Source organism: Lactobacillus sp. (assembly GCF_014803895.1).
In genome coordinates, this window is the sequence record NZ_JAAVAU010000001.1 from 22526 (window position 1) to 46457 (window position 23932).

The window sequence follows — 23932 nt, forward strand, 5'->3', positions numbered from 1 at the left end:
CGGAGGAGTTATTGTGGTTTTAACTGAAATTGATAGTCAAAAATTTAAAGATATGGTGCGTGCAGCTACTCACCGTATGAGTAAGAATTCAGAATTTGTTAATAAGTTAAATGTTTTTCCAGTTCCTGACGGTGATACTGGTACTAACATGACTTTAACTATTGAAAGCGGAGCGAAGGCAGTTAATGAAAATACTAGTGAAGTAGTTGGTGATTTAACTGAAAGTTTGGCTAAAGGGATGCTAATGGGAGCACGTGGTAATTCGGGAGTTATTACTTCACAGTTATTCCGTGGCTTCTATAAGGCAACAACAGGTAAAAAAACTTTAAATGCACAAGATTTGGCAGATGCTTTTTCTAATGGTGTAACAACTGCTTATAAAGCTGTTATGAAACCTGTGGAAGGTACTATTTTAACTGTAGCACGTGTTGCTGCAGAAGAAGGTAAAAATAAGGCTACTGAAACAGAAGATGTTGTTGAAGTTATGAAGGCAGTTGTTGACGGTGCTAGAAAAGCTTTAAAGTCTACACCAGATCTTTTACCAGTTTTAAAGCAAGTTGGGGTTGTTGACTCTGGTGGTCAAGGATTAGTTTTTATTTATCAAGGCTTTTTAGAAGGTGTACTTGGTGAAAAAGATGATACTTATCAATTAGATGAAACAGAAATGGATGAGCTAATCAATGCAGCTCACCATCAAGCCGAAGCAGCTCAAGTTCAACTTTCTACTAGTGATATTAGCAATGGTTATTGTACGGAGATCATGGTAGATTTGGAAGCAGATGTTCCAAATAAACAAGAATTTAATCTTGATAAGTTTAGAGAACATTTATCTAAACTTGGTGATTCATTGTTAGCCGTATCTGATGGCGAGGTTGCCAAAGTTCACGTTCATACTGAACATCCAGGTGAAGTTTTCACTTATGGTAGTAAATTTGGTGAATTAGGCAAGATCAAGATTGATAATATGCGTATTCAACATGAGACTATTGTTGAAAATAGTGAGGAAAAAGAAGAAGCTGTTGATTTTGCTGTAATTGCTGTCGCTTCAGGTAATGGTATTCGTGAATTATTCAAGAGTGAAGGCGTTAACCGTATCATTTCTGGTGGACAAACTATGAATCCATCAACCCAAGATATTATTGATGCTATTAAAAAATCTGGAGCTACTAAGGCAATTATTTTACCAAATAATGGTAATATTATCATGGCTGCTAAACAGGCGGCAGAAGTAAGTAATATTCCAGTTGGTATTGTACCAACAAAGACTATTTCTCAAGGATTAACTGCAATGCTTTCATTTGACCCAGATGCATCAGTTGAAGAAAATGTTGAAACAATGTCAGAAGATTTAGATTCTGTGGTATCTGGTGAAGTTACGCGCGCTATTCGAGATACTGAAATCAATAATATTCAAATTAAAAAGGATGACTATCTAGGTATTATTGATGGTGATATCAGTGTTGATAATCCAGACTTAATCAACGCAACTGTTGAAATGATTGAAAAGATGCTTGATGATGATAGTGAAATTATCACTTTAATGTTTGGTAGTGATGCAACTGAGTCACAAGCACAAGCAGTCGTAGATCAACTTAAAGAAAAACATGATGATTTGGAATTTGAAATTCATGATGGTGGTCAACCGGTTTACTACTTCTTAGTTTCAGTGGAATAAAATGAATGAACAAACTGAGAAATTATTTTTACCCGTCACTTCTTTGAAAGGGGTTGGAGCTAAGACCAAGGAAACTTTAGCTTCATTAGGGATTAATAGTATTTATGATTTACTTTTTTATTTTCCATTTAGATATGAAGATTTAGAGTCTATGCCTTTAAATCAGGTAATGGATGGACAAAAAATTCTATTAAAAGGTATAGTTGTAACTGAACCTTTTGTTAGTCATTTTGGTTATCGTAAAAGTCGACTCAGTTTTAAAATGAGAATTGACCATGAGGTAATCATGGTCAATTTTTTTAACCAATCCTGGCTAAAAAATAAAATTGAAACAGGCGCAGAAATTGCAGTTTATGGGAAATATAATTCCCCCAGACAGAGTTTGATGGCCTATAAAGTAATTGCCCAAAAGAAAGAAAATCAGGACCTGATGCCTATATATTCTGTTAATAAAGGTATTAAGCAGAAGAAATTACAATCTTTAATCGATTTGGCAATTAAAGAGATGCTTCCCTTAGTAGGGAATGCTGTTCCAGTTGAACTAAGAAAAAAATATCGTCTATTGTCAGATCAGGATATAATTGTTAACTTACATCATCCTAAAGATATGAATGAAGCTAAATTAGCTAGACGGAGTGCGATTTTTAGAGAATTTTTCTTATTTCAGATGCAGCTTGCCCAAGTTGTTAATCGCCGCGATCAACAACATCAAGGTGTTGCTAAGAAATATGATTTAACTGCGGTTAAGGAGCTAATTTCTTCACTTCCATTTGAACTTTCTCCAGATCAAAAGCAGGTAGTGAATGAGATATATAGCGATATGCATGAATCCATTCAGATGCATCGGCTTTTACAAGGGGATGTAGGAAGTGGAAAGACAGTAGTGGCAGTGTTTGCTATTTATGCGGCGATTACTGCTGGCTTTCAAGCTGCTTTAATGGTTCCTACCGAAATTTTGGCTCAACAGCATTTTGATAAAATTGATAGTTTATTAGGACCACTTGGCGTAAGAGTTGCGCTTTTAACGGGTACCACCAAAGAAATAGAAAAACAAGAAATTTATCGTGAGTTAAAAGATGGTACGATTAATGTGGTAATCGGCACCCATGCTTTAATCCAGCCTAAAGTTGAATTTAAAGACCTGGGATTAGTGATTATCGATGAACAGCATCGTTTTGGCGTGAACCAACGTAGTTCACTGATTAATAAAGGGGATAGCCCTGATATTTTAGCAATGACAGCTACTCCAATTCCTAGAACCTTGGCTTTAACTGTATATGGTGATATGGCAGTTTCAGAAATTCATACCTTACCTAATGGGCGCAAACCAATTAAATCTGAATGGGTAACATCTAATCATTTAGACCAAGTTTTGAATAAAATGCATCAGCAGTTAGAAGCCGGATTTCAAATTTATGTAGTGACGCCACTAATTTCTGAATCAGAAAAAAGTGATTTAAAAAATGCTGAAGATTTACAACAGAAAATTTCACAATATTTCTCTAAATATAATGTCACCTTGCTTCATGGACAAATGAAAGGTGAAGATAAAAATAAAATCATGGCTGATTTTTCGAGTGGTAAAGTGAATATTTTGGTTACCACCAGTGTAATTGAAGTTGGAGTTGATGTCCCTAACGCTAATATGATGGTTATATTTAATGCTGAACGATTTGGACTGAGCCAATTACATCAACTTCGCGGACGTATTGGTCGAGGTCAAACAGCTAGTTATTGCTTCTTTATTAGTGATCCAAAAAATGAAGAAGCAAAAAAGAGAATGGAAATTATTGCAAAAATTTCTGATGGTTTTGAACTAGCTCAAGAAGACTTGAAGTTAAGGGGCGAAGGGGATGTGTTTGGTAAAGCTCAATCTGGTTTACCCCAATTTAAGTTAGGTGATGTAGTGACAAACTATAATGCTTTGGTTGTTGCTCAAAAAGAAGCCCGTAACTTAGTCCGTAATGACCCTAATTTAAAAAAGCAGGAGTATAATTTTTTAAGAAATATCTTAAGTTATATCGATAAGCTACAGAATGATTAAAGTGAGAGTGATTGAATGAAAACTATTGCAATTGATGCGATGGGTGGGGAAAATGCCCCTAAGGCAATTATTGATGCTGTAAATAAAGCAAAGAAAAAATTGCCTGATACCAAATTTATTTTATTTGGTAAGCAGGAAGAGATTTTTAATTTTCTCAGTAAAGATGAGATGGGCAATCAAATTGAAGTAATTAATACTACCGAAGTGATTGCGGATAGCGATGAACCAGTTAAAGCAATTAGGAGGAAAAAGGATTCTTCCATGGTTGTTGCAGCCCATTATGTTAAAGAAAAGAAGGCTGATGCCTTACTTTCTTTGGGTAACACGGGTGCACTTCTTGCTTGTGGTATTTTTATTATTGGTAGAATTAAAGGGGTTGACCGTCCAGGTTTAATGCCTACGTTACCTAGTCAAAAAGATGATCAAGGTTTTAATATCATTGATGTAGGAGCTAATGCTCAAAGTAAGCCAGAGTATTTAATCCAATGGGCAGAAATGGCAGCTTTTTATGCTGAAAAAATCAGAAATGTTAAAAAACCTAAAGTTGCACTATTGAATAATGGCGCTGAATCAGATAAAGGAGATCCGCTTCATCAAGAAGCTTATAAGTTACTTAACGATACTGATTTAAATTTCATTGGAAATATCGAAGGTAATGAAGTTATGACAGGTAAAGCTGACGTAATTGTAACGGATGGTTTTACTGGAAATGCGGCTTTGAAATCAATCGAAGGGATGGCAAGTGTTCTTTTACATATGTTAAAGGACTCCTTATTAAATAATGGTTTAAAGGCTAAGATTGGAGCAGCTTTGGCTAAGCCAGCATTAAATTCATTAAAATCCCGCTTTGATACTGCGCGTCATGGTGGAGCAGTTTTAATGGGAATTGACGCACCAGTTGTTAAAACGCATGGTCGTTCAGATGAGAGACCGATTTACTATACTCTCTTACAAATTGATAAAATGCTTGATCAGCACCTAGTTGAAATATTAAGAGAACAATTTAGTAAATCAAACTAGACTTTAATAAATAATTGAATTAAACTAAGATTAAACTTTTTGGGGGTTATAGATTATGACTGAAGAAGAAATTTTTAATAAAATTGCAGATATGATTGCAGATCGTTTTGAAATTAATCGAGATAAAATTACTAAAGATCTTAATTTTCAAAATGATTTAGATGCTGATTCAATTGATTTTGTAGAGTTTGTAATGGATATGGAAGATACATTTGGTTCAGAAATTCCTGATGAAGAGGCCGAAAAGTTACAAACTGTTGGTGAAGCTGTAGAATATATCAAGGAACATCAAAATTAAAATTTTAGCTTAATAAATTGAAAAAGATACTATCATTTTTAACTTTAGGTGCAAAGATTATTGAAATGATAGTATCTTTTGTTTATAATAATGATATTAAATTGAAATTCTAATTGACTTTTAATATTATTAAAAGGTTGAGAGGAGAATGGCCTTTGGAAAAGCAGAGCGATCTATTATTAGATATTCAACATCTGCATACGGCGTATCGTCTACAAGGTAATTTCTATGATGCAGCCGACGACATTAATTTGACACTAAAACGTGATGAAATTTTGGCAATCGTTGGTGAATCTGGAAGTGGTAAGAGTACGATTGCCTCAAGTATTATTGGGTTATATGATCACAAAAATACTAAAGTTACAGGTGATATTCTATATAATGAATTAAACTTAGTAGGATTAAATGAATCGTTATTCAATAAAATTCGTGGTAATAATATTGGTATGATTTTTCAGGATCCTTTGGCAAGTTTGAATCCATTAATGAAGGTAGGAGATCAAGTTGCAGAGACACTTTACTACCACACCGATATGAATGAAAAGGAAAGACATGCTCGTGTTGTTGAACTTTTTAACCAAGTAGGGATGCCACGTCCAGAAGAGATGTATGATATGTATCCCCATGAGTTATCTGGTGGATTACGTCAACGTGTTGTTATTGCTATGGCAATTGCATGTAAACCTGAAATTATTATTGCTGATGAACCTACAACTGCTTTAGACGTAACTATTCAAGCGCAAATTTTGGATTTATTAGAGCAAATTCAAAAAGAAACTCATTCCGGAATCATTATGATTACTCACGATTTAGGTGTTGTGGCAGAAACAGCCGATGAAGTAGCAGTTATGTATGCTGGACAAATCGTAGAAAAAGCTGATGTAAAAACAATTTTTGAAAAACCACTTCATCCTTATACAAGATCATTATTGAATTCAATGCCTCAAAGTGATGATGAAGATGAAGAATTGCATGTAATTCAAGGTACTGTTCCATCACTTAAGAACATGCCACGTGAGGGAGATCGGTTTGCGGCAAGAATTCCTTGGATTCCAGCGAGTGCACATGAAGATGAACCTAAAATTCATGAAGTTGAACCAGGGCATTTTGTAAGATGTACTTGTTGGCAGCAATTCCACTTCTTGAATGATGCCGCTGATGTTAAAGCAAATGAAAAACAAGTAGTAAAGAATAAATAGGGAGTAGTATATGGCAGAAGAAATAATTCAGATTAAAGATTTAAAAGTCCATTACCCTATTCGTTCTGGTTTCTGGAATAGAATTACTGATTATGTACGGGCTGTTGATGGTATTAATCTTTCTATTAAGGAAGGTGAAACTTATGGTCTAATCGGTGAGTCTGGGTCCGGTAAGTCCACTACAGGTAAGGCTATTGTTGGAGTGGAAAAGGCTACTAGCGGTCAAATTCTTTACAAGGGTGTTGACGTAACTAAGGCAAGTAACCGTAAGAAGTTGAACTACAACAAAGATGTTCAAATGATCTTCCAGGATTCAATGTCTAGTCTGAATCCTCGTAAGCGTATTGAAGATATTATTGCTGAACCAATCAGAAACTTTGAAAACTTGACTACTGATGAAGAAAGAAAACGAGTTCAAGAACTTCTTGATATCGTTGGTATGCCAAGTGATGCGATTTACAAGTTTCCACACGAATTCTCCGGTGGCCAAAGACAAAGAATTGGTGTTGCCCGTGCAGTAGCTACTAATCCTAAGTTAATTGTTGCCGATGAACCAACTTCTGCTTTGGACTTGTCGGTTCAAGCACAAGTTTTGAACTTCATGAAGCACATTCAACAACAATACAACATTGCTTTCTTATTTATCTCACACGACTTGGGTGTTGTGAAGCACATGTCGGAAGATATTGCTATTATGCACCGTGGACGTTTCGTAGAAATTGGTAAACGTGATCAAATTTATCAGCACCCAATGCATATCTATACTAAACGATTACTTTCAGCTATTCCGGTTGTAGATGTAGAGAACCGAGAAGCTCATAAAAAAGAGCGACAAAGAGTTGAAAAAGAATTTTTAGATAATCAAGATAAATGGTATGACAAAGATGGTAGAGTTTTACCACTTAAAAAAGTTGGTGACCGTCACTGGGTAGCTTTACCTGATGACATTATCAAAGAAGAATTGAAGGAGGGAGAATAGATATGTGGAAAACGGTTTTACGTAGAATCCTGATCATGATCCCACAATTGATCATCCTTAGTATTTTGGTTTTCCTTTTAGCCAAGATGATGCCAGGTGACCCATTTACTGGAATGATCAATCCTAATTCTGACCCTAAAACCATTGCACGTTTAAGACAAGAATATGGTTTAAATGATCCTGTTTGGGTTCAATATACTCGTTGGTTTGGTAATTTATTACATGGTGATTTGGGTCAATCATATATTCAGAAGGTTTCTGTTTCATCCTTGATTTGGGATCGTGCAGTTAATACTTTCTGGTTATCATTATTGACTGTTGTTTTGACTTATTTAATTGCTATTCCTTTGGGTATTTCTGCTGGTCGTCACCAAGACCAATGGCAAGACCAAAGCATTCAAATTTTTAACTATATTACATTTGCTATTCCAGCATTTGTGTTCTATATCTTAGGATTATGGCTCTTTGGTTTTACTTTAGGTTGGTTCCCAATTTCAGGATCTGTTAGTGGGGATGTTAACCCAGGGACATTTGCTTATGTCTTGAGTAGGTTACAACATATGATTTTACCAGCCATCTTGTGTGCTTTGATTACTACCACTTCCACTGTTCAATATTTAAGAACTGGTATTGTTGATAACAAAGTGGAAGATTACGTAAGAACTGCTAGAAGTAAAGGTGTTCCAGAAAATGTCGTATTTAATAAGCATATTTTAAGAAATTCACTTTTACCAATTGCTGCATTTTTTGGTACTACTATCACTGGTTTGCTTTCAGGTTCAATGGTTATTGAAACTGTCTTCTCATACCCTGGTATGGGTAAGTTGTTCCTTGACTCAATTAGTCAACGTGATTACACAACTTTAACTGCTTTAATCCTTATCTTTGGTATCTTGACTTTGGTAGGTAACTTATTGTCAGATATCATCATGAGTATCATTGACCCTAGAATTAGAGTTAAGTAGGAGGGAAGGAGTTAAATATGGCTAAAGAAAAAGAAAATAAAAATACTGAGTCAACTAAAAAGCCTTCTCTTCCACCATCTGGTTTTAAGGTTGTTGTAAGAGAAATTATTCATGATAAAATTGCAATGGCAGCTTTTATCATCATTGTTTTAATCTTGTTGGCAACTTTTGTTGGTTCATTATTCCTAAATGGACAAAGTGTTACTGAAATTAATATTGCTGATGCTTACTACGGTTGGGGAGAAGCTGGTCACTTATTAGGTACTGATGATGGTGGTCGTGATATTCTTAAACTTTTAATCGTTGGTGGTAGAAACTCAATCTTAATTGGTCTTGCAGTTACTTTGATTACTGAAGTATTTGGTTTAGTTATTGGTTTAGTTTCTGGTTACTATGGTGGTACTGTTGATGCAATTATTATGCGTATAGTTGACTTCATTCAGATTTTGCCACAAATGCCAATCATTATTGTTTTGACTACTGTTCTTCCAAACTACAACGCTGTAACTCTAGTATGGCTAGTTGCCATGTTTGGTTGGACTACAACTGTAAGATATTATCGGAGTTTTATCTTATCACAACGTGGTCGTGATTATGTGTTAGCATCAAAAACTTCTGGTTCCTCCGATCTTAAGATTATGTTCCGTGAAGTTTTACCTAACATTACTTCAATGATTATCATCGATGTTGTTTTGACGGTTGCTGGTAACATTGGTATTGAAACAACTTTATCTTTCTTAGGTTATGGACTACCAACTACTACACCATCACTTGGTACTTTAATTGGTTTTGCAAATGATCCAGTTAATGTTACTACTAGACCATGGTTATGGTTGCCTGCAACTGTTTTGTTATTGCTCATTTCATTGAGTATTAACTATGTTGGTCGTGCTCTCCAAAGAGCTGGGGATGCTCGTCAACGTGAAAGTTAATTTGAATTTTATTAAAAAGCATTCTGCATTTAAGCGGAATGCTTTTTTTGTATAAATTACATTAAATAGTGAAAATTAAGAAGTTTTTCTTAATAATCGTTATATAATACTTTTATAGCAATAGGTAGTAATGAATCGTTTTTAGTATATAGGATATAATATCTAATATAATTTAGAAGTAATTATTAAGTTAAATTAAAATAAATTAAATATTTTTAAGTAAATTACTTGCTTAAATTAGAATGTGATGATAATATTTAATCATCAACTTGATCCAGTAAAATAAATGGGGGAAATAAATATGAAAAAGGCCAAATTATTTGGAAGTTTAACGTTACTTTCTGGTGTTGCTTTAACTTTGGCTGCATGTGGAAATAATAATACGTCAAGCTCAACTACTGATGTAAATAAACTTAAGTCAAGTACTCCTGAAAAAGCTACTAAAAAGGGTGGTACAGTAACTGAAGCTATTGAAACTGATACTCCATTCACTGGTATCTTTTCGAATGAATTATCAACTACTGCAATAGATACTCAGGTTATGGCACCAGCCAATGAAACATTATTTGATACTGATGATACTTATCAGTTTACTAGCAGTGGTCCGGCAACAATTAAAATTGATAACAAAGCCAAAACCGCAACGATAGAAATTAAAAAAGGCGTGAAATGGTCTGATGGCAAGCAAGTGGTTGCCAAAGATTATGAGTATGCTTACGAAATTATTGCCAATAAGGATACTAATTCACAACGTTATACAGATAGTTTGGCTAATTTAGTCGGTTTAGAAGAGTACCACGATGGTAAGGCTAAGACAATTTCTGGTATTGAAATGCCTGATGGTGAAAATGGTCGTAAGATTGTGCTTCACTTTAAACAAATGAAACCAGGAATGAAGTTTAGTGGTAGTGGTTATATTTGGGAAAGTGCAGTTCCATATCACTACTTAAAAGATGTTTCATTTAAGAACCTTGAGTCTTCAGATAAGGTAAGAAAGAATCCTATTTTCTTTGGTCCTTATAAGATAAGCAAAGTTACTCGTGGTCAATCTGTAACTTTTGTACCAAATAAGTACTACTGGCGTGGAACACCTAAATTGGATAAGATTACTTTTTCAGTAATTACTCCTAACTCAGCAACTCAAGCTATTAAGTCAAATAAATTTGATATTGCAGATGTAGTTAACTCCCAATGGGAAAATGTTAAGACTGCTAAGAATGTTAACTTTGTTGCTAGTGTGCCATTAGCTTACTCATACTTAGGGTTTAAAGTTGGTAAGTGGGATTCTAAGACAGGCAAGAATGTTATGAACCCTAACGCTAAGATGAATAACAAAGCGCTTCGTCAAGCAATTGCTTATGGTATGAATGTTGCTCCAGTGGTTAAGCGTTATACTCATGGCCTTACTTTCCAAGTTCCTACTTTGATTCCTAAGCAATTTGGTGCTTACTATGATTCATCAATTAAGGCTTACACTCAGAACTTAAAGAAAGCAAATAAACTTTTAGATGATGCAGGTTATAAAAAGAAGGGTAAGTGGCGTGTTCAACCTAATGGTAAGCCATTAACTATTTATTTGGCTGCTATGACGGGTAACTCAACTCAAGAACCAATTATCCAAAATTATATCCAACAGTGGAAGAAGTTAGGCTTAAATGTTAAGTTAACTGGTGGTCGTTTGATGGAAATGAACTCATTTTACGATAAGGTTCAAAATGACTCTAAAGATGTTGATATGTTCTTAGCTGGTTGGTCATTATCTTCTGAACCATCACCAAATGACTTATATAATGAAAAAGCTCCATTTAACTTTACTCGTTTTGTAACTAAGAAGAACACCCAATTATTGCAAGAAATGGATTCTACTAAGGCCTTTAATAAGTCTTACCGTATCAGTAAATTCCATGAGTGGCAAAAGTACATGAAAGAAGAAGCATATGTAGTTCCAACTACTAATGCTTACACTGTAACTGCTGTTAACAATAAGTTAACCGGTTACTCAACTAAGCCATCTAAAGCAAACTCACTTTGGTACAATATTGGTTACGCAAAATAACAATTTATTTCATATTTTTTTAAAAGCTATCCATCAGGATAGCTTTTTCGTGTACAATAATTCTGTTTGGTTATTTTATAATGGAGGAATTATGAGGAAGAAAAATTTAATTAGTTCTTTATTGACCTTTTCTGCTATTGCTTTAACTTTGACTGCAAAAAGATAATACTACTAAAAATGTTAGTTCTAGTATGTTTAAGAGTGCTGTTCCAGCTAAAGCTGTTAAACAAGGTGGTAGTATTAATGTTGCACTTGAAAGTGGCTCACCGATCACTGGGATTTTTCTTAATGAATTAGCAACTAATAAAACTGACTCTGAAGCTATACAATTTGGTAATGAACCGCTTTTTAAATTTAACAATAATTATCAATATGTTAAGGGTGGAGCTGCAGATATTACTTTTAGTAGAAAAAATAAAACTGCTACAATTACTATTAATCCTAAACTTAGGTGGTCAGATGGTAAACCAGTTACTGCTAAAGATTATGAATATGCCTATGAAATTGTTGCTAATAAAGCTAGCCAATCAGTACGGTATAATAGTAAATTAACTAACTTAAAGGGTTTAGCAGAGTATCATGATGGCAAAGCCAAAACTATTTCTGGTATTGAAATGCCTGACGGTGAAAATGGTAAGAAAGTGATTTTGCATTTTAAGCAAATGTTACCAGCAATGAATCAAATTGGTAGTGGTTATATTTGGGGATCAGCAGCACCATATCATTATTTGAAAAATGTACCGTTTAGTAAGTTGATATCAAGTGACAAAGTTAGAAAACATCCTTTATTCTTTGGGGCTTATAAGGTAGATAAGGTAGATAAGGTAGTTACTGGTGAATCAATTACTTGGAGTCCTAACAAGTATTATTACCTCGGTAAACCAAAGCTAGATAAAATTACTGTTAATGTGATTTCTCCTAATACTGCTACTCAAGCTATCAAGGATAAGAAATTTGATGTTATTAATGTCATTAACTCTCAATGGGAAAATGTTAAAAATACAAAAGGCATGAACTTTATTGCTAAGATTCCATTGAGTTACACTTATCTAGGTTTCAAAGTAGGTAAATGGGATGCCAAAACTGGCAAAAATGTAATGAATCCCAAAGCTAAGATGAATAATCGTGCTCTACGTCAAGCCATTGCGTACGGAATGAATCAGGATCAAGTCTATAAGAAGTATAGTCATGGCTTGACTTTTAGAGTCCCTACTTTAATTCCAGCTCAGTTTGGTAACTACTTTGATAAAAATATTAAAGGTTACACTTATAACCTCAAAAAGGGTAATGAACTATTGGATAAAGCAGGTTATAAGAAGAAAGGGACTTACCGTGTCCAGCCTAATGGTAAGCCACTAATCATTACTTTAGCAGCAACTACTGGGCAAGAAACAATTATCCAAAATTATATTAAGCAGTGGAAGAAGTTAGGATTAAATGTAAAATTATATACTGGTCGCCTGATGGAATCTAATGCGTTTACGTCTGCAGTTCAAAGTGATAACTCTAAAATTGATATGTTTATGAATGGCTGGTCTTTATCTTATGATCCATCTCCAGCTGTTTTGTATAGTGAGAGTTCACCGTTGAATTGGACACGTTTTGTAACTAAAGAAAATAATAAATTACTTCAAGAAATTGATTCTCAAAAAGCATTTAATAATAATTATCGGGTTAAAAAATTACATGAATGGCAAGCTTATATGAATAAAGAGGCTTATGTTGTACCAATGTATAATTCTTACACAATTACTGCTGTTAATAGTAAGTTAACCGGTTATTCATTAGAACCATCTAAGGATATGGGCTTAGGTTATCCTAATTGGTATTACGTGGGTTATGCAAAATAAGATATAAAATATCTGCAGAGGTAGTCGATGGAATTGCTTTCATTAGGTTAAGATGCTAATATATAAAGGTCAACTTGTTCATTTTTTGGAGGAAAATTATATGAAAAGAGCCAAATTATTTGGTACTTTAACTTTACTTTCAGGACTAGCTTTAACACTAGCTGCTTGTGGTAATAGTAACAGTAATAGTCAAACAACTGATACTACTAAGTTTAAGAGCGCAGTTCCATCTAAGCCAACTAAGAAGGGTGGCAATGTGACTGTTGCCGTGGAAACTGATACTCCATTTACTGGTATCTTTCTTAATGAATTATCTACTAGTGCAACTGATACTGAGGTTAGTCAGTATGGTAATGAAACCTTATTTGCAATGAACGATACCTATGGTTATGTAAAGGGTGGTCCAGCCGATATTAGTATTAATAAAGATGCTAAAACGGCTACTATCACTATCAATCCTAAACTTAAGTGGTCAGATGGTAAACCAGTTGTAGCAAAAGACTATGAGTATGCTTATGAAATTATTGCTAATAAAGATACAGCTTCTCAACGCTACACATCAAGTTTAGCTGAGCTTGAAGGTTTAGAAGAATATCATGAAGGTAAGGCAAAGACTATTTCTGGTATTGAGATGCCAGATGGTGAAAATGGACGTAAGATTGTACTTCATTTCAAAGAAATGAAACCAGGTATGACTCAAGCTGGTAATGGCTATATTTGGGAAAATGCAGTACCTTACCACTACTTAAAGGACATTCCATTTAAAAAGTTAATTTCAAGTAACAAAGTTCGTAAGAATCCAATTTTCTTTGGTGCTTATAAGATTAGTAAGGTAACTCGTGGTCAGTCTGTAACTTGGGTTCCTAACAAGTACTACTACAAGGGTCAACCTAAACTTAATAAGATTACGGCTTCAGTTATTTCGCCAAATTCAGTTGCTCAATCAATTAAGAGTAGAAAATATGATGTTGCTGCTGTGATTAACTCTCAATGGCAAAATATTAAAGATACTAAGAATACAAACTTTATTGCGACTGTTCCGTTGCAATATAGCTATCTTGGTTTTAAGGTTGGTAAATGGGATTCTAAAGCTGGAAAGAACGTAATGAATCCAAAGTCTAAGATGAATAATCGTGCCCTTCGTCAGGCTATTGCTTATGGTATGAATGTAAACGAGGTTTATAAGCGCTATACTTATGGTCTTTCATTTAGAATTCCTACTTTAATTCCTAAGCAATTTGGTGATTACTATGATAAGGATCTTAAGGGCTATACTTATAATATTAAGAAAGCCAACGAATTACTTGACAAAGCAGGTTATAAAAAGAAAGGTACTTACCGTGTCCAACCTAATGGGAAGCCTTTAACTATTCGTTTAGCTGCGATGACTGGAAATTCAACTCAAGAACCAATTATTCAAAATTACATTCAACAATGGAAGAAGATGGGATTGAATGTTAAGTTAACTGGTGGTCGATTAATCGAATTTAATTCCTTCTACGATAAACTTCAAAATGATGCTAGCGATGTTGATATGTTTATTGGTGCATGGTCCCTATCAACTGAACCATCACCTAATGATTTATACGGTGAAAAAGCACCATTTAACTACAGCCGTTTTGTAACTAAGGAAAATAATACTTTACTTAAGGATATCGATTCTACTAAGGCATTTAACAAGACCTACCGTGTTACTAAGTTCCATGAATGGCAAGCATATATGAATAAGGAAGCTTATGTTGTTCCAGTAGCTAATTCTTATGCAATTACTGCGGTTAACAACAAATTAACTGGATATTCATTAAAACCATCTAAGAGTATGGGTAACGGCTATCCTAACTGGTACTATGTTGGATATGCAAAATAGTTTTACTTTAAAGTCATCTCTAAGTGAGATGGCTTTTTGTTTGGCTTTTTTCTAAAGGAAAAAATGGGTATAATTAAGAAGTTAAAGAAAGGAAGAGCCTATGGTTACAGAAGATTTTAAAAAGAATCTTAAAGAAAAATATGGAATTAGTTTTCATAATGAACAACTTTTAGAAAATGCTTTTACACATTCTTCTTATGCAAATGAAAATCCTGGTACAACTAATTATGAAAAATTAGAATTTTTAGGGGATGCTGTTTTGGAATTAGCAGTATCGGATTATTTATATCGTCATTTTCCAAAATTACATGAAGGAGAGCTAACTCGTTTACGTTCTAATATCGTTAGAACTGAAGGATTTTCTCAATTTGCAATTGAGTGTGGTTTTCCTTCTCAAATTAATCTTGGGAAGGGAGAGGAAAAATCCGGTGCGCGTAGTCGTAAAACACTTCTTGAAGACGTGTTTGAAGCCTTTAATGGTGCTTTGTTTTTGGATCAAGGAATGCCAGCGGTTCAACATTTTCTCCATTTAACTGTTTATCCAATGATTGCTGAAGGTGATTTTGATGATTCGCGTGATTATAAGACTGAATTACAGGAACGTTTACAGGTTAATGGATCAGTTAATATTAAGTATGAAGTAATTGATCAAGATGAAGCCAAGCCGATGTTTAAAGTTCAATTATTTGTAAACGGTGAACCTAAAACTACAGGTAAGGGTAGAAATAAAAAGATGGCGGAACAGCAAGCCGCATCTCAAGAATTAAAAAATATTAAATAAGAATAGGTGAGATTTTGCCTCTACAAGAACTTATAATTGATGGCTTCAAGTCATTTGCAGATAAAACAACCATTAAGTTTGACTCCGGAATTACTGGAGTTGTGGGTCCTAATGGTAGTGGTAAGAGTAATATAACCGAAGCAGTTAGATGGGTTATGGGGGAAAGCTCTGCAAAATCCTTACGTGGAGAAAATATGAAAGACGTAATCTTTGCAGGAAGTCAATTTCGTAAGCCAATGAATCATGCTGAGGTTACTTTAGTTTTTGATAATCATGATCATGATTTAAATTTTGAAAGTGATCAGGTTTCAGTTACTCGTAAAATTTTACGTAATGGAGATAGTCAATACTTAATTAATAAGAAGCAGGTAAGATTGCGGAATCTACGTGCTTTATTTATTGATGCAGGTATGTCACAAAATAGCTTAGCAATTATTTCCCAGGGAAAAGTAGATCAAATTCTTAATTCACGTCCTCAGGATCGTCGTAGTATTTTTGAAGAGTCTGCTGGTGTATTACATTTTAAAGAGCAAAAACAAGCTGCTTTAAAGCAACTTGAAAAAACTAATGATAACTTAATTAGAATTAACGATTTAGTTAAAGAGTTAGCGGATCGAGTAGAACCCTTAGCTCAACAAAGTTCACTTGCTAAACAATATCAATTTCAAAAGTCTCAGCTTGATAAAAAGATGAAACAACTTTTGGCTATTCAAATTTATCAGTTAAATGAACAAAAAGAAATATTAGAATCAGAAGCTGATAAAAACAGTAAGATTTTGAGTAAGCTAGATAGTGAAGTTAAAAAGTCTCAAACAGATTTAGAAGAAAGAAGAAATCAGGCAGACTTATTATCTGACCAAAAAGATCAACTTCAAAAATCAGTTTTAAGTTTGACTCAAGAAATTGCGACTTTGAATACTAAAATTCAAATGCAAGAGCAGACTTCTAAATATGATGCAGCTACTAAGAAAGAATATTTATCTCAAAAAGCTGAGCTTTTAAGTCATAAAGAAGAGTTGGCAAAGCAATTAGAAGAATATAATTCTAATTATGAAAAAACTCAAGCAATACTTAAACAATTACAATTGGAATTAACTTCACTCAATAGTCGTCTGCAAGAAGATCCTAATGAATTAAATCATGCTCTCGAACAAACACGTAGTGATTACATCCAAACATTACAAGACCAAACAAGTATTAATAATGATCTTGTATACACTCAAAATGAAATCACTAAAATTAAAAATACTTCTAATGCTGATGAATTACATTTAAAAGATGAGCTGAATAAATCAACTCAGGAGTTAAAAAATATCCAAAAAGAAGGTAAAGATTTAGAAGAACAGCGAGAATTTTTAAATCAAGCTTTAAATAAATTAGTGGGAGAATTAGAAGATAATGAAACAAATGCTGGCCGTGTTAAACAGACAGTAAATGAATTAATTACCTTATTAAATCGTCAAACTGCTCAAGTTGAAGGGCTTAACCGCTTGAAAGAACGTCATGAGGGTTATTACTACGGAGTAAAGTATGTTCTTAATCATTTAGATAAATTTTCTGGAATTGTTGGGGTAATTGGAGAGCTGATTACTTTTTCTAGTAAATATCAATCTGCTATGACTACGGCATTAGGATCTGGAGTACAAAATTTAGTAGCTGTAAATCGTAGTAGTGCTAGGGATGCAATTTATAAGTTAAAACAAAATGGTGGAGGACGAGCAACTTTCTTACCATTAGACGGATTACGTCATAATTCTATTCCTGAGTCAACTATCAATACCTTAAAATCAATTGATGGTTTTTTAGGAATTGCAAGTCAGTTAGTGACTTCTAAGGCAGATTCGGATATTAGCAATGCTATCAACTATCTTTTAGGGAATGTAATTGTTGTGAATAATATGGATACTGCCCTTCAAGTTCAAAAGAAAGCTGGTAAGTTTTATCGTATTGTAACACTTGATGGTGATATTATTAGTCCTGGTGGTTCTATGACTGGTGGTACTCGTAATCAACGTACAAATTCACCATTGGTTACAAATACTGAAATTGATAAATTGAATTCAGCAATTCAAAAAGAAAAAAATAGCTTAGCTCATAGTAAAAAAGAATATGAAAATTATACTGAGAAAATTACAGCTCAAAAAACACAGCAAAATCAGCTAGAAGATAAACTTCATAAGATTTCTCAAAAAATAAATGAATTAAAGTTGAGCTATCAAAGTCAAGAACGAGAAGTTAAACGTCTTGAGCATCTATATGAATCACAGTTAAATAATCAGAAACAGCAAGCAATTGAATTACAAAACTTAACTAATAAACTGTCTCAGCAAAAAGTTCAAAAAGATAAGTTGGAACAAAAGGCAGCCTCACAGAAATCTAAAATGGATAAAATTAAACAGGATCTTACTAATTTGGATGAAGTTTATAATAAAATTAAAGGACAAGTTAGTGAGTTAAAGTCTAAAATTGCTGTTTCTGAGAATAAATTAAGTAATATTGCTCATCAACGAAAACAAGTTAATAATCAATTGCAAACTACACGTGCTCAGATTGATAATTTAACTAAGAAGATTTCTATTATTGAAGCTAACAATTCTGAAGCTAATAATAAAGATGTTCTTAAGACCAAAATTGCTAAATTAGAATCTAATAAATCTAAGCGTCAGCTTGAGTTAACCAAGACAAATGAAGAATTAGGTAAGTTAGATGCTCAAATTAATAATTTAGAATCAATTGCTTCACGTAACTATGATTTAAGAAAAGATGCAGCCCAAGAACAAGAGAGTTTTTCTGTAAAAAAAGCTAAACTATCTGAAAAAATTGATCATAATTTAAAGCAATTAAGTGAAGATTATAGTTTAACTTATGAAGCTGCGCTTGGTTTGACCCAGGGAAAAAGAGATAATGAGGAGTTAAACCAATTACAAAAGGATATTCATCTCCATAAGATGTCAATTGAAGACATTGGTCCTGTAAATTTGAATGCGATTGAAGAATATGATGATGTTAAGGAACGATACGATTTCTTAAATAATCAACAAAATGATTTACTTAAAGCGCGAGAAGATATTGAACAATCAATGGCTCAACTTGATAATGAAGTGGAGAGTAGATTTGGTAAAACATTTAATAGAATTGCTAAAAGTTTTAGCGAGATTTTTCCAATTATGTTTGGTGGAGGTCAAGCTAAGTTAGTTTTAACGGAGCCAGATAATTTATTAGAAACGGGAATAAAAATTATTGCTCAGCCACCTGGCAAAAAATTGCAAAATCTTTCTCTCCTTTCTGGTGGGGAAAGAGCTTTAACTGCTATTACTTTGTTATTTGCAATTTTACAGGTAAATCCTGTACCATTTTGCATCTTAGATGAGGTTGAAGCTGCGTTAGATGAAGCAAATGTTGTAAGATTTGCTCAGTTTTTAAATCATTATGAGCTTGCAACTCAGTTTATTGTAATTACTCATCGTCGTGGGACAATGCAAAATGTGGATAATTTATATGGGGTTGTAATGCAAGAATCAGGTGTTTCGCAAGTTTTATCAGTTTCCCTAAAGGAATTAAAGAAAGAAGTGAATGATTAGTGGGATTATTTGATCGAATTAAAAATTCTCTTTTTGGTAAAAAAGATGAAGAAGAGAAAAAAGAAGAGGTTGAAACTCCAGAAGTTGAAGAAGACAAAAGTAGTGAGGAGCAGCCTGTTGAAGAGACAGCACAAACTACTGAAGAAGTGCAAGAAACTAAGCAGGAAGAAAATGAATCATCAGAAGACTCTTCTGATCAACAGCTAGATAATGAAGCTCCAGAAACTTATGATGAACCTGAAACTAAGGAAGAAACTTCCTCACAAGATCCTGAAGAAGATCAGAAAGAACCTGAAAATGTAGAAAGTATTTCTGAAGTTGAGGCTCCAGAAACATTTGAAGAAACTACTGAAGTAGTAGAAGAACCGGCTGAATCTGAAGATTCTGAAGATGATGAAAGTGAAGAAGACACAGAAGAATCCGAACAAGAAAAATATGATCGTGGTTTAAAGAAAACAAATAGCTCATTTGGGGCTAAATTGAATGCTTTCTTTGCTAAATTTAGAACGGTTGATGAAGATTTCTTTGAAGATTTGGAAGATTTATTAATTGAATCTGATGTTGGTTTTGAAACTGCTGAAGAATTAACTGATTCTTTACGTGATGAAGCTAAGTTACAGAAAGCTAAGAGTCATGACGACTTAAAGCAAGTTATCGTTGAAAAATTAGTAGATATTTATGATAAGGGTGGTGAAGGTAAAGATACTAGTTTAGCTTATAATCCTGATGCTAAGCCTAATGTTTACTTATTTGTTGGAGTGAACGGTGCTGGTAAAACTACTACCATTGGTAAGTTAGCTAAGCGGTTAAAAGATTCAGGTAAATCAGTAATGATGGTAGCTGCTGATACGTTTAGAGCTGGAGCTGTTGAACAATTAGTTGAATGGGGTAAACGTGATGATGTACCAGTAATTACTGGTAAAGAGAAAGCTGATCCAGCTTCTGTTGTTTTTGATGGTGTAAATAAGGCTAAAGAAGAGGGTGTTGATTACTTATTAGTTGACACGGCAGGTCGTTTACAAAATAAAGTTAACTTAATGAATGAGTTAGATAAAATTGAAAGAACTATCAAGAAAATTTTACCCGATCAACCTAATGAAGTTTTGCTTGTATTAGATGGTTCAACTGGTCAGAATGCTTTACTTCAGGCTAAAGATTTTGATAAAACAACTAAATTAACAGGTTTAGTTTTAACTAAGCTTGATGGCTCATCCAAAGGTGGGGTTGTTTTAGCAATTAGGAATGAAATGGATTTACCAGTTAAATTAGTGGGTCTTGGTGAAAAAGTCGATGATTTAGCTGATTTTGACGCTGAAAAATTTGCAATTGGTCTTTTCCAAGGCTTGATGTAAAAAGAAAGTATTATTTATTAAAAAAAGAGGATATTTATGAAAGAATTAAGTGCATGTACTTCGATTTTAGTTGGTAAAAAAGCTTCAATTGATGGCTCAACAATGATTGCTCGTAATGATGACACTTTTAAGCCAATCACACCACAAAGATTTATTATTGAACCAGCTGTTCATGGTGAAAAAGGTAGAAAGATCAAATCTTGGTTAAATAAGTTTGAAATGGAATTACCAGAAGACGCTCAGCGTGTACCAGCAGTGCCAAATGTTGATTATAAGACTCAAGGTTACTACGATGAAAGTGGTATTAACGAAAAGAACGTAGCAATGTCATGTACTGAGTCTACTTATGGTAATGAAAGAACTTTGGCCTTTGATCCGCTAGTAAAGGATGGTTTGGATGAAGATTGTATGCAAACTGTAGTTTTGCCATACATCAATTCTGCTCGTGATGGTGTTCGTCGTTTAGGTAGCCTAATTGCTAAATATGGTTCTCCTGCTGGTAACTCTGTTTTATTCAGTGATAAAGATGAAGTTTGGTACATGGAAATCGTGACTGGTCACCATTGGGTAGCACAGCGTATTCCTGATGATTGCTATGCAACTACTGGTAATCGTGTTGCTATTCAACAAGTTAACTTTGATGATCCTGATAACTTTATGTGGAGTGAAGGTATCCAAGAATTCGTGGAAAATAACCATTTGAATCCTGATCATGAAGGTTGGAACTTCCGTCATATTTTTGGTACTTTTACTGAACAAGATCGGCATTATAATACAAGTCGTCAATGGTATATTCAAAAATTGTTTAATCCAGAAATTGAACAAGATCCTGAAGATCCAGATATTCCATTTATTCGTAAGGCAAGCAAGAAGATCGCTAAAGAAGATATTGAATTTGCTTTAGGTTCACACTATCAGGACACTCCATTTGACCCATTCGGTAAGGGAACTGAGGAGGAAAAACATCGTTACCGTCCAATTGGTTTAAATAGAACCCAAAATTCTCATATTTTACAAATTAGAAGTGATGTACCAGACGAAATGGCTGCAATTATGTGGTTATGTATTGGTGGCCCAACATTTACTCCATATATCCCATTCTTTACTAATATGAATGATACTGATCCGTCATTTAATAACACTTCCATGACCTATAATCAAAATGATGCTTGGTGGTACTACAAGTCATTAGCTGCTTTAGTTGAAAGTCATTACCCACAATTTGTGCAATTAGATACTGATTATTTAACTGAATTGAACAGATACTTCCGTGCTCGTGTTGAAGAAATTATTGCCGGCGCAAAGGATTTGTCAGGTGAGGAATTAACTAAATACTTGACTAGTGAAAATCAAAAGACTGTCGCTCATACTAAGAAAGACAGCGAAAAGTTAATGGGACAAATGTTTACTGAAGCAATCAATATGTCTAAGTTGACTTTCAATATGGATGCTAATCTTTAATTTTGTAGTTAACTTGAAATGAAACAGCTCGTCGTAGCTGTTTTATTTTTTAGTAATTTTGATATACTGATTATGGTGATTATTACATGGATGAATTGGCAAAAAGTGAAAAATTAGGTGACTTGTATGCTTATTATGGGCCGCTATTGACTAAAGGTCAGCGAGAATATTTTGAAGATTATTACTATAATGACCTTTCTTTAGGTGAAATTGCTGATAATCATCATGTCACTAGACAGGCAGTTTATGATAATTTAAAGCGTTCGAGCCGGGCACTTGAAAAATATGAAAAAAAGCTGCATATGCAAAAAGACTATCAAGAATTAAGTAACCTTGCTTGGGAGCTAGCATCGGCAGTAGATCATCATCAATTTGATGAAGCTCATGATGAAGTAGGGAAATTATTGAAAAAATTAGGGGAAATGGAATAATGGCTTTTGAAAATTTAAGTGAAAGACTTCAAAAAGCATTACGAAACTTAACTGGTAAAGGTAAAATCTCAGAAGATGATATCAATAAAGCCAGTCGTGAAATTCGTTTGGCTTTACTTGAAGCTGACGTTAACTTCAAAGTTGTAAAAGATTTTATAAAACAAATTAAAAAGGAAGCCTTAGGTAAAGAAGTTCAAGAAAGTTTGAACCCAGGTCAACAAATTATTAAGATTGTTGATGAACAATTGACCAAGATGATGGGGGAAGAAGCTGTTTCTTTAAATAAGTCGCCGCATATTCCTACAATTATTATGATGGTAGGTCTTCAAGGTACTGGTAAAACTACCACTGTAGGTAAATTAGCCAATTATTTAATGAAGAATGACAAAGCACGTCCCTTATTAATTGCTGGTGATATTTATCGTCCAGCAGCGATTGAACAATTAAAACAAATCGGTGAAACTTTAGACGTACCTGTTTATAGTGAGCCTGACAACAAGGATGTTGCTGAAATTGTTAAACATGGTCTTGAAGAAGCTGATAAAAATAAGAATGACTATGTTTTAATTGATACGGCTGGTCGTTTAGAAATTGATGAGCAATTGATGGATGAGCTAAAGCGTGTAACTGAAGTTGCTCATCCAGATAATACCTTATTAGTTGTTGATGCTATGACTGGTCAAGCAGCAACTAAGGTTGCAGAAAAATTCAATGAAGACCTAGACTTAACAGGTATTATCTTGACCAAACTTGATGGGGATACTCGTGGTGGTGCTGCCCTTTCTATTCGTGCCGTGACTGGTTTACCAATTATCTTTACTGGTCAAGGTGAAAAGCTAACAGATTTAGATAGCTTCCATCCAGATCGAATGGCTTCTAGAATTCTTGGTATGGGTGATATGTTGACCTTAATCGAAAAGGCCCAACAAGATTACGATACTAAAGAAGCTGAAAAAATGGCTGAGAAGATGCGTGAAAACACCTTCGACTTTAATGACTTTGTAGATCAAATGGAGCAAGTCCAAAAGTTAGGGCCAATTGATCAATTGATTAAAATGATTCCGGGTATGGCTAATAATCCGGCTTTAAAGAATATTCATATTCCTGATAATGAAATTGCTCATATCAAGGCTATTGTTTATTCAATGACTCCAGAAGAACGTGAAAATCCTGATATTTTGAATCCTTCACGCCGTCGTCGTATTGCAGCTGGTTCAGGGATGCCAATTGTTCAAGTTAACAGAATGATTAAGCAATTCAAACAATCCAAAGATATGATGCAAAAGATGACTTCGGGTAATATGAAGGGATTAGAAAATTTACCTGGAATGGACTCACCAATGGCTCGTCGTGCGATGCGTTCAATGGGCAAAAAGTTCAAGAAAAATAAGAAGAAGCGTTTAAAAAAGATGAAACGATATCATTCATAAAAAAATAAGTG

The 23932-nt window shown here is 34.1% G+C and carries 16 protein-coding genes and 1 pseudogene; all 17 read left to right on the forward strand.

The features are described from left to right. Nucleotides 1–13: 13 nt before the first annotated feature. The 17 genes and pseudogenes from HDR40_RS00140 to ffh all read left to right on the forward strand — a co-directional run bounded on the left by HDR40_RS00140 (nucleotide 14) and on the right by ffh (nucleotide 23921). Nucleotides 14–1675: a DAK2 domain-containing protein gene (locus tag HDR40_RS00140; RefSeq protein WP_290625099.1), complete on the forward strand. Its 1662-nt coding sequence runs from the start codon at nucleotides 14–16 to the stop codon at nucleotides 1673–1675. A gap of 1 nt (nucleotide 1676) precedes the next feature. Next, nucleotides 1677–3719 (forward strand): ATP-dependent DNA helicase RecG, encoded by a 2043-nt coding sequence (gene recG, locus HDR40_RS00145; protein ID WP_290625101.1) that lies wholly within the window; start codon nucleotides 1677–1679, stop codon nucleotides 3717–3719. 15 nt (nucleotides 3720–3734) lie between these two features. Next, nucleotides 3735–4739: a phosphate acyltransferase PlsX gene (gene plsX / locus HDR40_RS00150; protein WP_290625103.1), complete on the forward strand. Its 1005-nt coding sequence runs from the start codon at nucleotides 3735–3737 to the stop codon at nucleotides 4737–4739. A gap of 55 nt (nucleotides 4740–4794) precedes the next feature. Then, nucleotides 4795–5037, forward strand: a complete 243-nt coding sequence (gene acpP, locus HDR40_RS00155; RefSeq protein ID WP_290625105.1) for an acyl carrier protein — start codon at nucleotides 4795–4797, stop codon at nucleotides 5035–5037. 155 nt (nucleotides 5038–5192) lie between these two features. Beyond that, entirely contained in the window at nucleotides 5193–6236 is a 1044-nt protein-coding gene (locus HDR40_RS00160; RefSeq protein ID WP_290625107.1) for an ABC transporter ATP-binding protein, read from the forward strand. Between the two features lie 10 nt (nucleotides 6237–6246). Further along, complete coding sequence (locus tag HDR40_RS00165) at nucleotides 6247–7215, forward strand: ATP-binding cassette domain-containing protein (RefSeq protein ID WP_290625108.1); 969 nt, start codon at nucleotides 6247–6249, stop codon at nucleotides 7213–7215. A 2-nt stretch (nucleotides 7216–7217) separates the two neighbouring features. Further along, entirely contained in the window at nucleotides 7218–8180 is a 963-nt protein-coding gene (gene opp4B, locus HDR40_RS00170) for an oligopeptide ABC transporter permease (RefSeq protein ID WP_290625109.1), read from the forward strand. Nucleotides 8181–8197: 17 nt separating this feature from the next. Beyond that, a complete protein-coding gene (locus tag HDR40_RS00175; RefSeq protein WP_290625111.1) occupies nucleotides 8198–9112 on the forward strand; it encodes an ABC transporter permease in 915 nt (304 codons plus the stop codon). Between the two features lie 301 nt (nucleotides 9113–9413). Beyond that, nucleotides 9414–11168: an oligopeptide ABC transporter substrate-binding protein gene (locus HDR40_RS00180; protein ID WP_290625113.1), complete on the forward strand. Its 1755-nt coding sequence runs from the start codon at nucleotides 9414–9416 to the stop codon at nucleotides 11166–11168. A 91-nt stretch (nucleotides 11169–11259) separates the two neighbouring features. After that, nucleotides 11260–13018, forward strand: a pseudogene (locus HDR40_RS00185) (oligopeptide ABC transporter substrate-binding protein). A gap of 100 nt (nucleotides 13019–13118) precedes the next feature. Further along, complete coding sequence (locus HDR40_RS00190; protein ID WP_290625115.1) at nucleotides 13119–14885, forward strand: oligopeptide ABC transporter substrate-binding protein; 1767 nt, start codon at nucleotides 13119–13121, stop codon at nucleotides 14883–14885. 100 nt (nucleotides 14886–14985) lie between these two features. Further along, entirely contained in the window at nucleotides 14986–15666 is a 681-nt protein-coding gene (gene rnc / locus HDR40_RS00195) for a ribonuclease III (protein ID WP_290625117.1), read from the forward strand. Between the two features lie 14 nt (nucleotides 15667–15680). After that, on the forward strand, nucleotides 15681–19247 hold the full coding sequence (smc, locus tag HDR40_RS00200; RefSeq protein WP_290625119.1) for a chromosome segregation protein SMC: 3567 nt from the start codon (nucleotides 15681–15683) through the stop codon (nucleotides 19245–19247). Continuing rightward, nucleotides 19247–20599, forward strand: coding sequence for a signal recognition particle-docking protein FtsY (ftsY, locus tag HDR40_RS00205; protein WP_290625121.1), 1353 nt, complete (start codon nucleotides 19247–19249; stop codon nucleotides 20597–20599). The genes smc and ftsY overlap by 1 nt, the downstream gene beginning before the upstream one ends. Nucleotides 20600–20635: 36 nt before the next feature. Beyond that, nucleotides 20636–22060 (forward strand): C69 family dipeptidase, encoded by a 1425-nt coding sequence (locus HDR40_RS00210; RefSeq protein ID WP_290625123.1) that lies wholly within the window; start codon nucleotides 20636–20638, stop codon nucleotides 22058–22060. Nucleotides 22061–22146: 86 nt separating this feature from the next. Continuing rightward, complete coding sequence (gene ylxM, locus HDR40_RS00215) at nucleotides 22147–22491, forward strand: YlxM family DNA-binding protein (RefSeq protein WP_290625125.1); 345 nt, start codon at nucleotides 22147–22149, stop codon at nucleotides 22489–22491. Next, on the forward strand, nucleotides 22491–23921 hold the full coding sequence (ffh, locus tag HDR40_RS00220; RefSeq protein ID WP_290625127.1) for a signal recognition particle protein: 1431 nt from the start codon (nucleotides 22491–22493) through the stop codon (nucleotides 23919–23921). The genes ylxM and ffh overlap by 1 nt, the downstream gene beginning before the upstream one ends. The last annotated feature ends 11 nt before the right edge of the window (nucleotides 23922–23932 follow it).

Excerpts from the sequence above, each read along its gene's own strand:
- recG (WP_290625101.1), top strand. The coding sequence starts at position 1,677 with ATGAATGAACAAACTGAGAAATTATTTTTACCCGTCACTTCTTTGAAA.
- plsX (WP_290625103.1), top strand. The coding sequence starts at position 3,735 with ATGAAAACTATTGCAATTGATGCGATGGGTGGGGAAAATGCCCCTAAG.
- acpP (WP_290625105.1), top strand. The coding sequence starts at position 4,795 with ATGACTGAAGAAGAAATTTTTAATAAAATTGCAGATATGATTGCAGAT.
- HDR40_RS00165 (WP_290625108.1), top strand. The coding sequence starts at position 6,247 with ATGGCAGAAGAAATAATTCAGATTAAAGATTTAAAAGTCCATTACCCT.
- opp4B (WP_290625109.1), top strand. The coding sequence starts at position 7,218 with ATGTGGAAAACGGTTTTACGTAGAATCCTGATCATGATCCCACAATTG.
- HDR40_RS00175 (WP_290625111.1), top strand. The coding sequence starts at position 8,198 with ATGGCTAAAGAAAAAGAAAATAAAAATACTGAGTCAACTAAAAAGCCT.
- HDR40_RS00180 (WP_290625113.1), top strand. The coding sequence starts at position 9,414 with ATGAAAAAGGCCAAATTATTTGGAAGTTTAACGTTACTTTCTGGTGTT.
- HDR40_RS00190 (WP_290625115.1), top strand. The coding sequence starts at position 13,119 with ATGAAAAGAGCCAAATTATTTGGTACTTTAACTTTACTTTCAGGACTA.
- rnc (WP_290625117.1), top strand. The coding sequence starts at position 14,986 with ATGGTTACAGAAGATTTTAAAAAGAATCTTAAAGAAAAATATGGAATT.
- HDR40_RS00210 (WP_290625123.1), top strand. The coding sequence starts at position 20,636 with ATGAAAGAATTAAGTGCATGTACTTCGATTTTAGTTGGTAAAAAAGCT.
- ylxM (WP_290625125.1), top strand. The coding sequence starts at position 22,147 with ATGGATGAATTGGCAAAAAGTGAAAAATTAGGTGACTTGTATGCTTAT.
- ffh (WP_290625127.1), top strand. The coding sequence starts at position 22,491 with ATGGCTTTTGAAAATTTAAGTGAAAGACTTCAAAAAGCATTACGAAAC.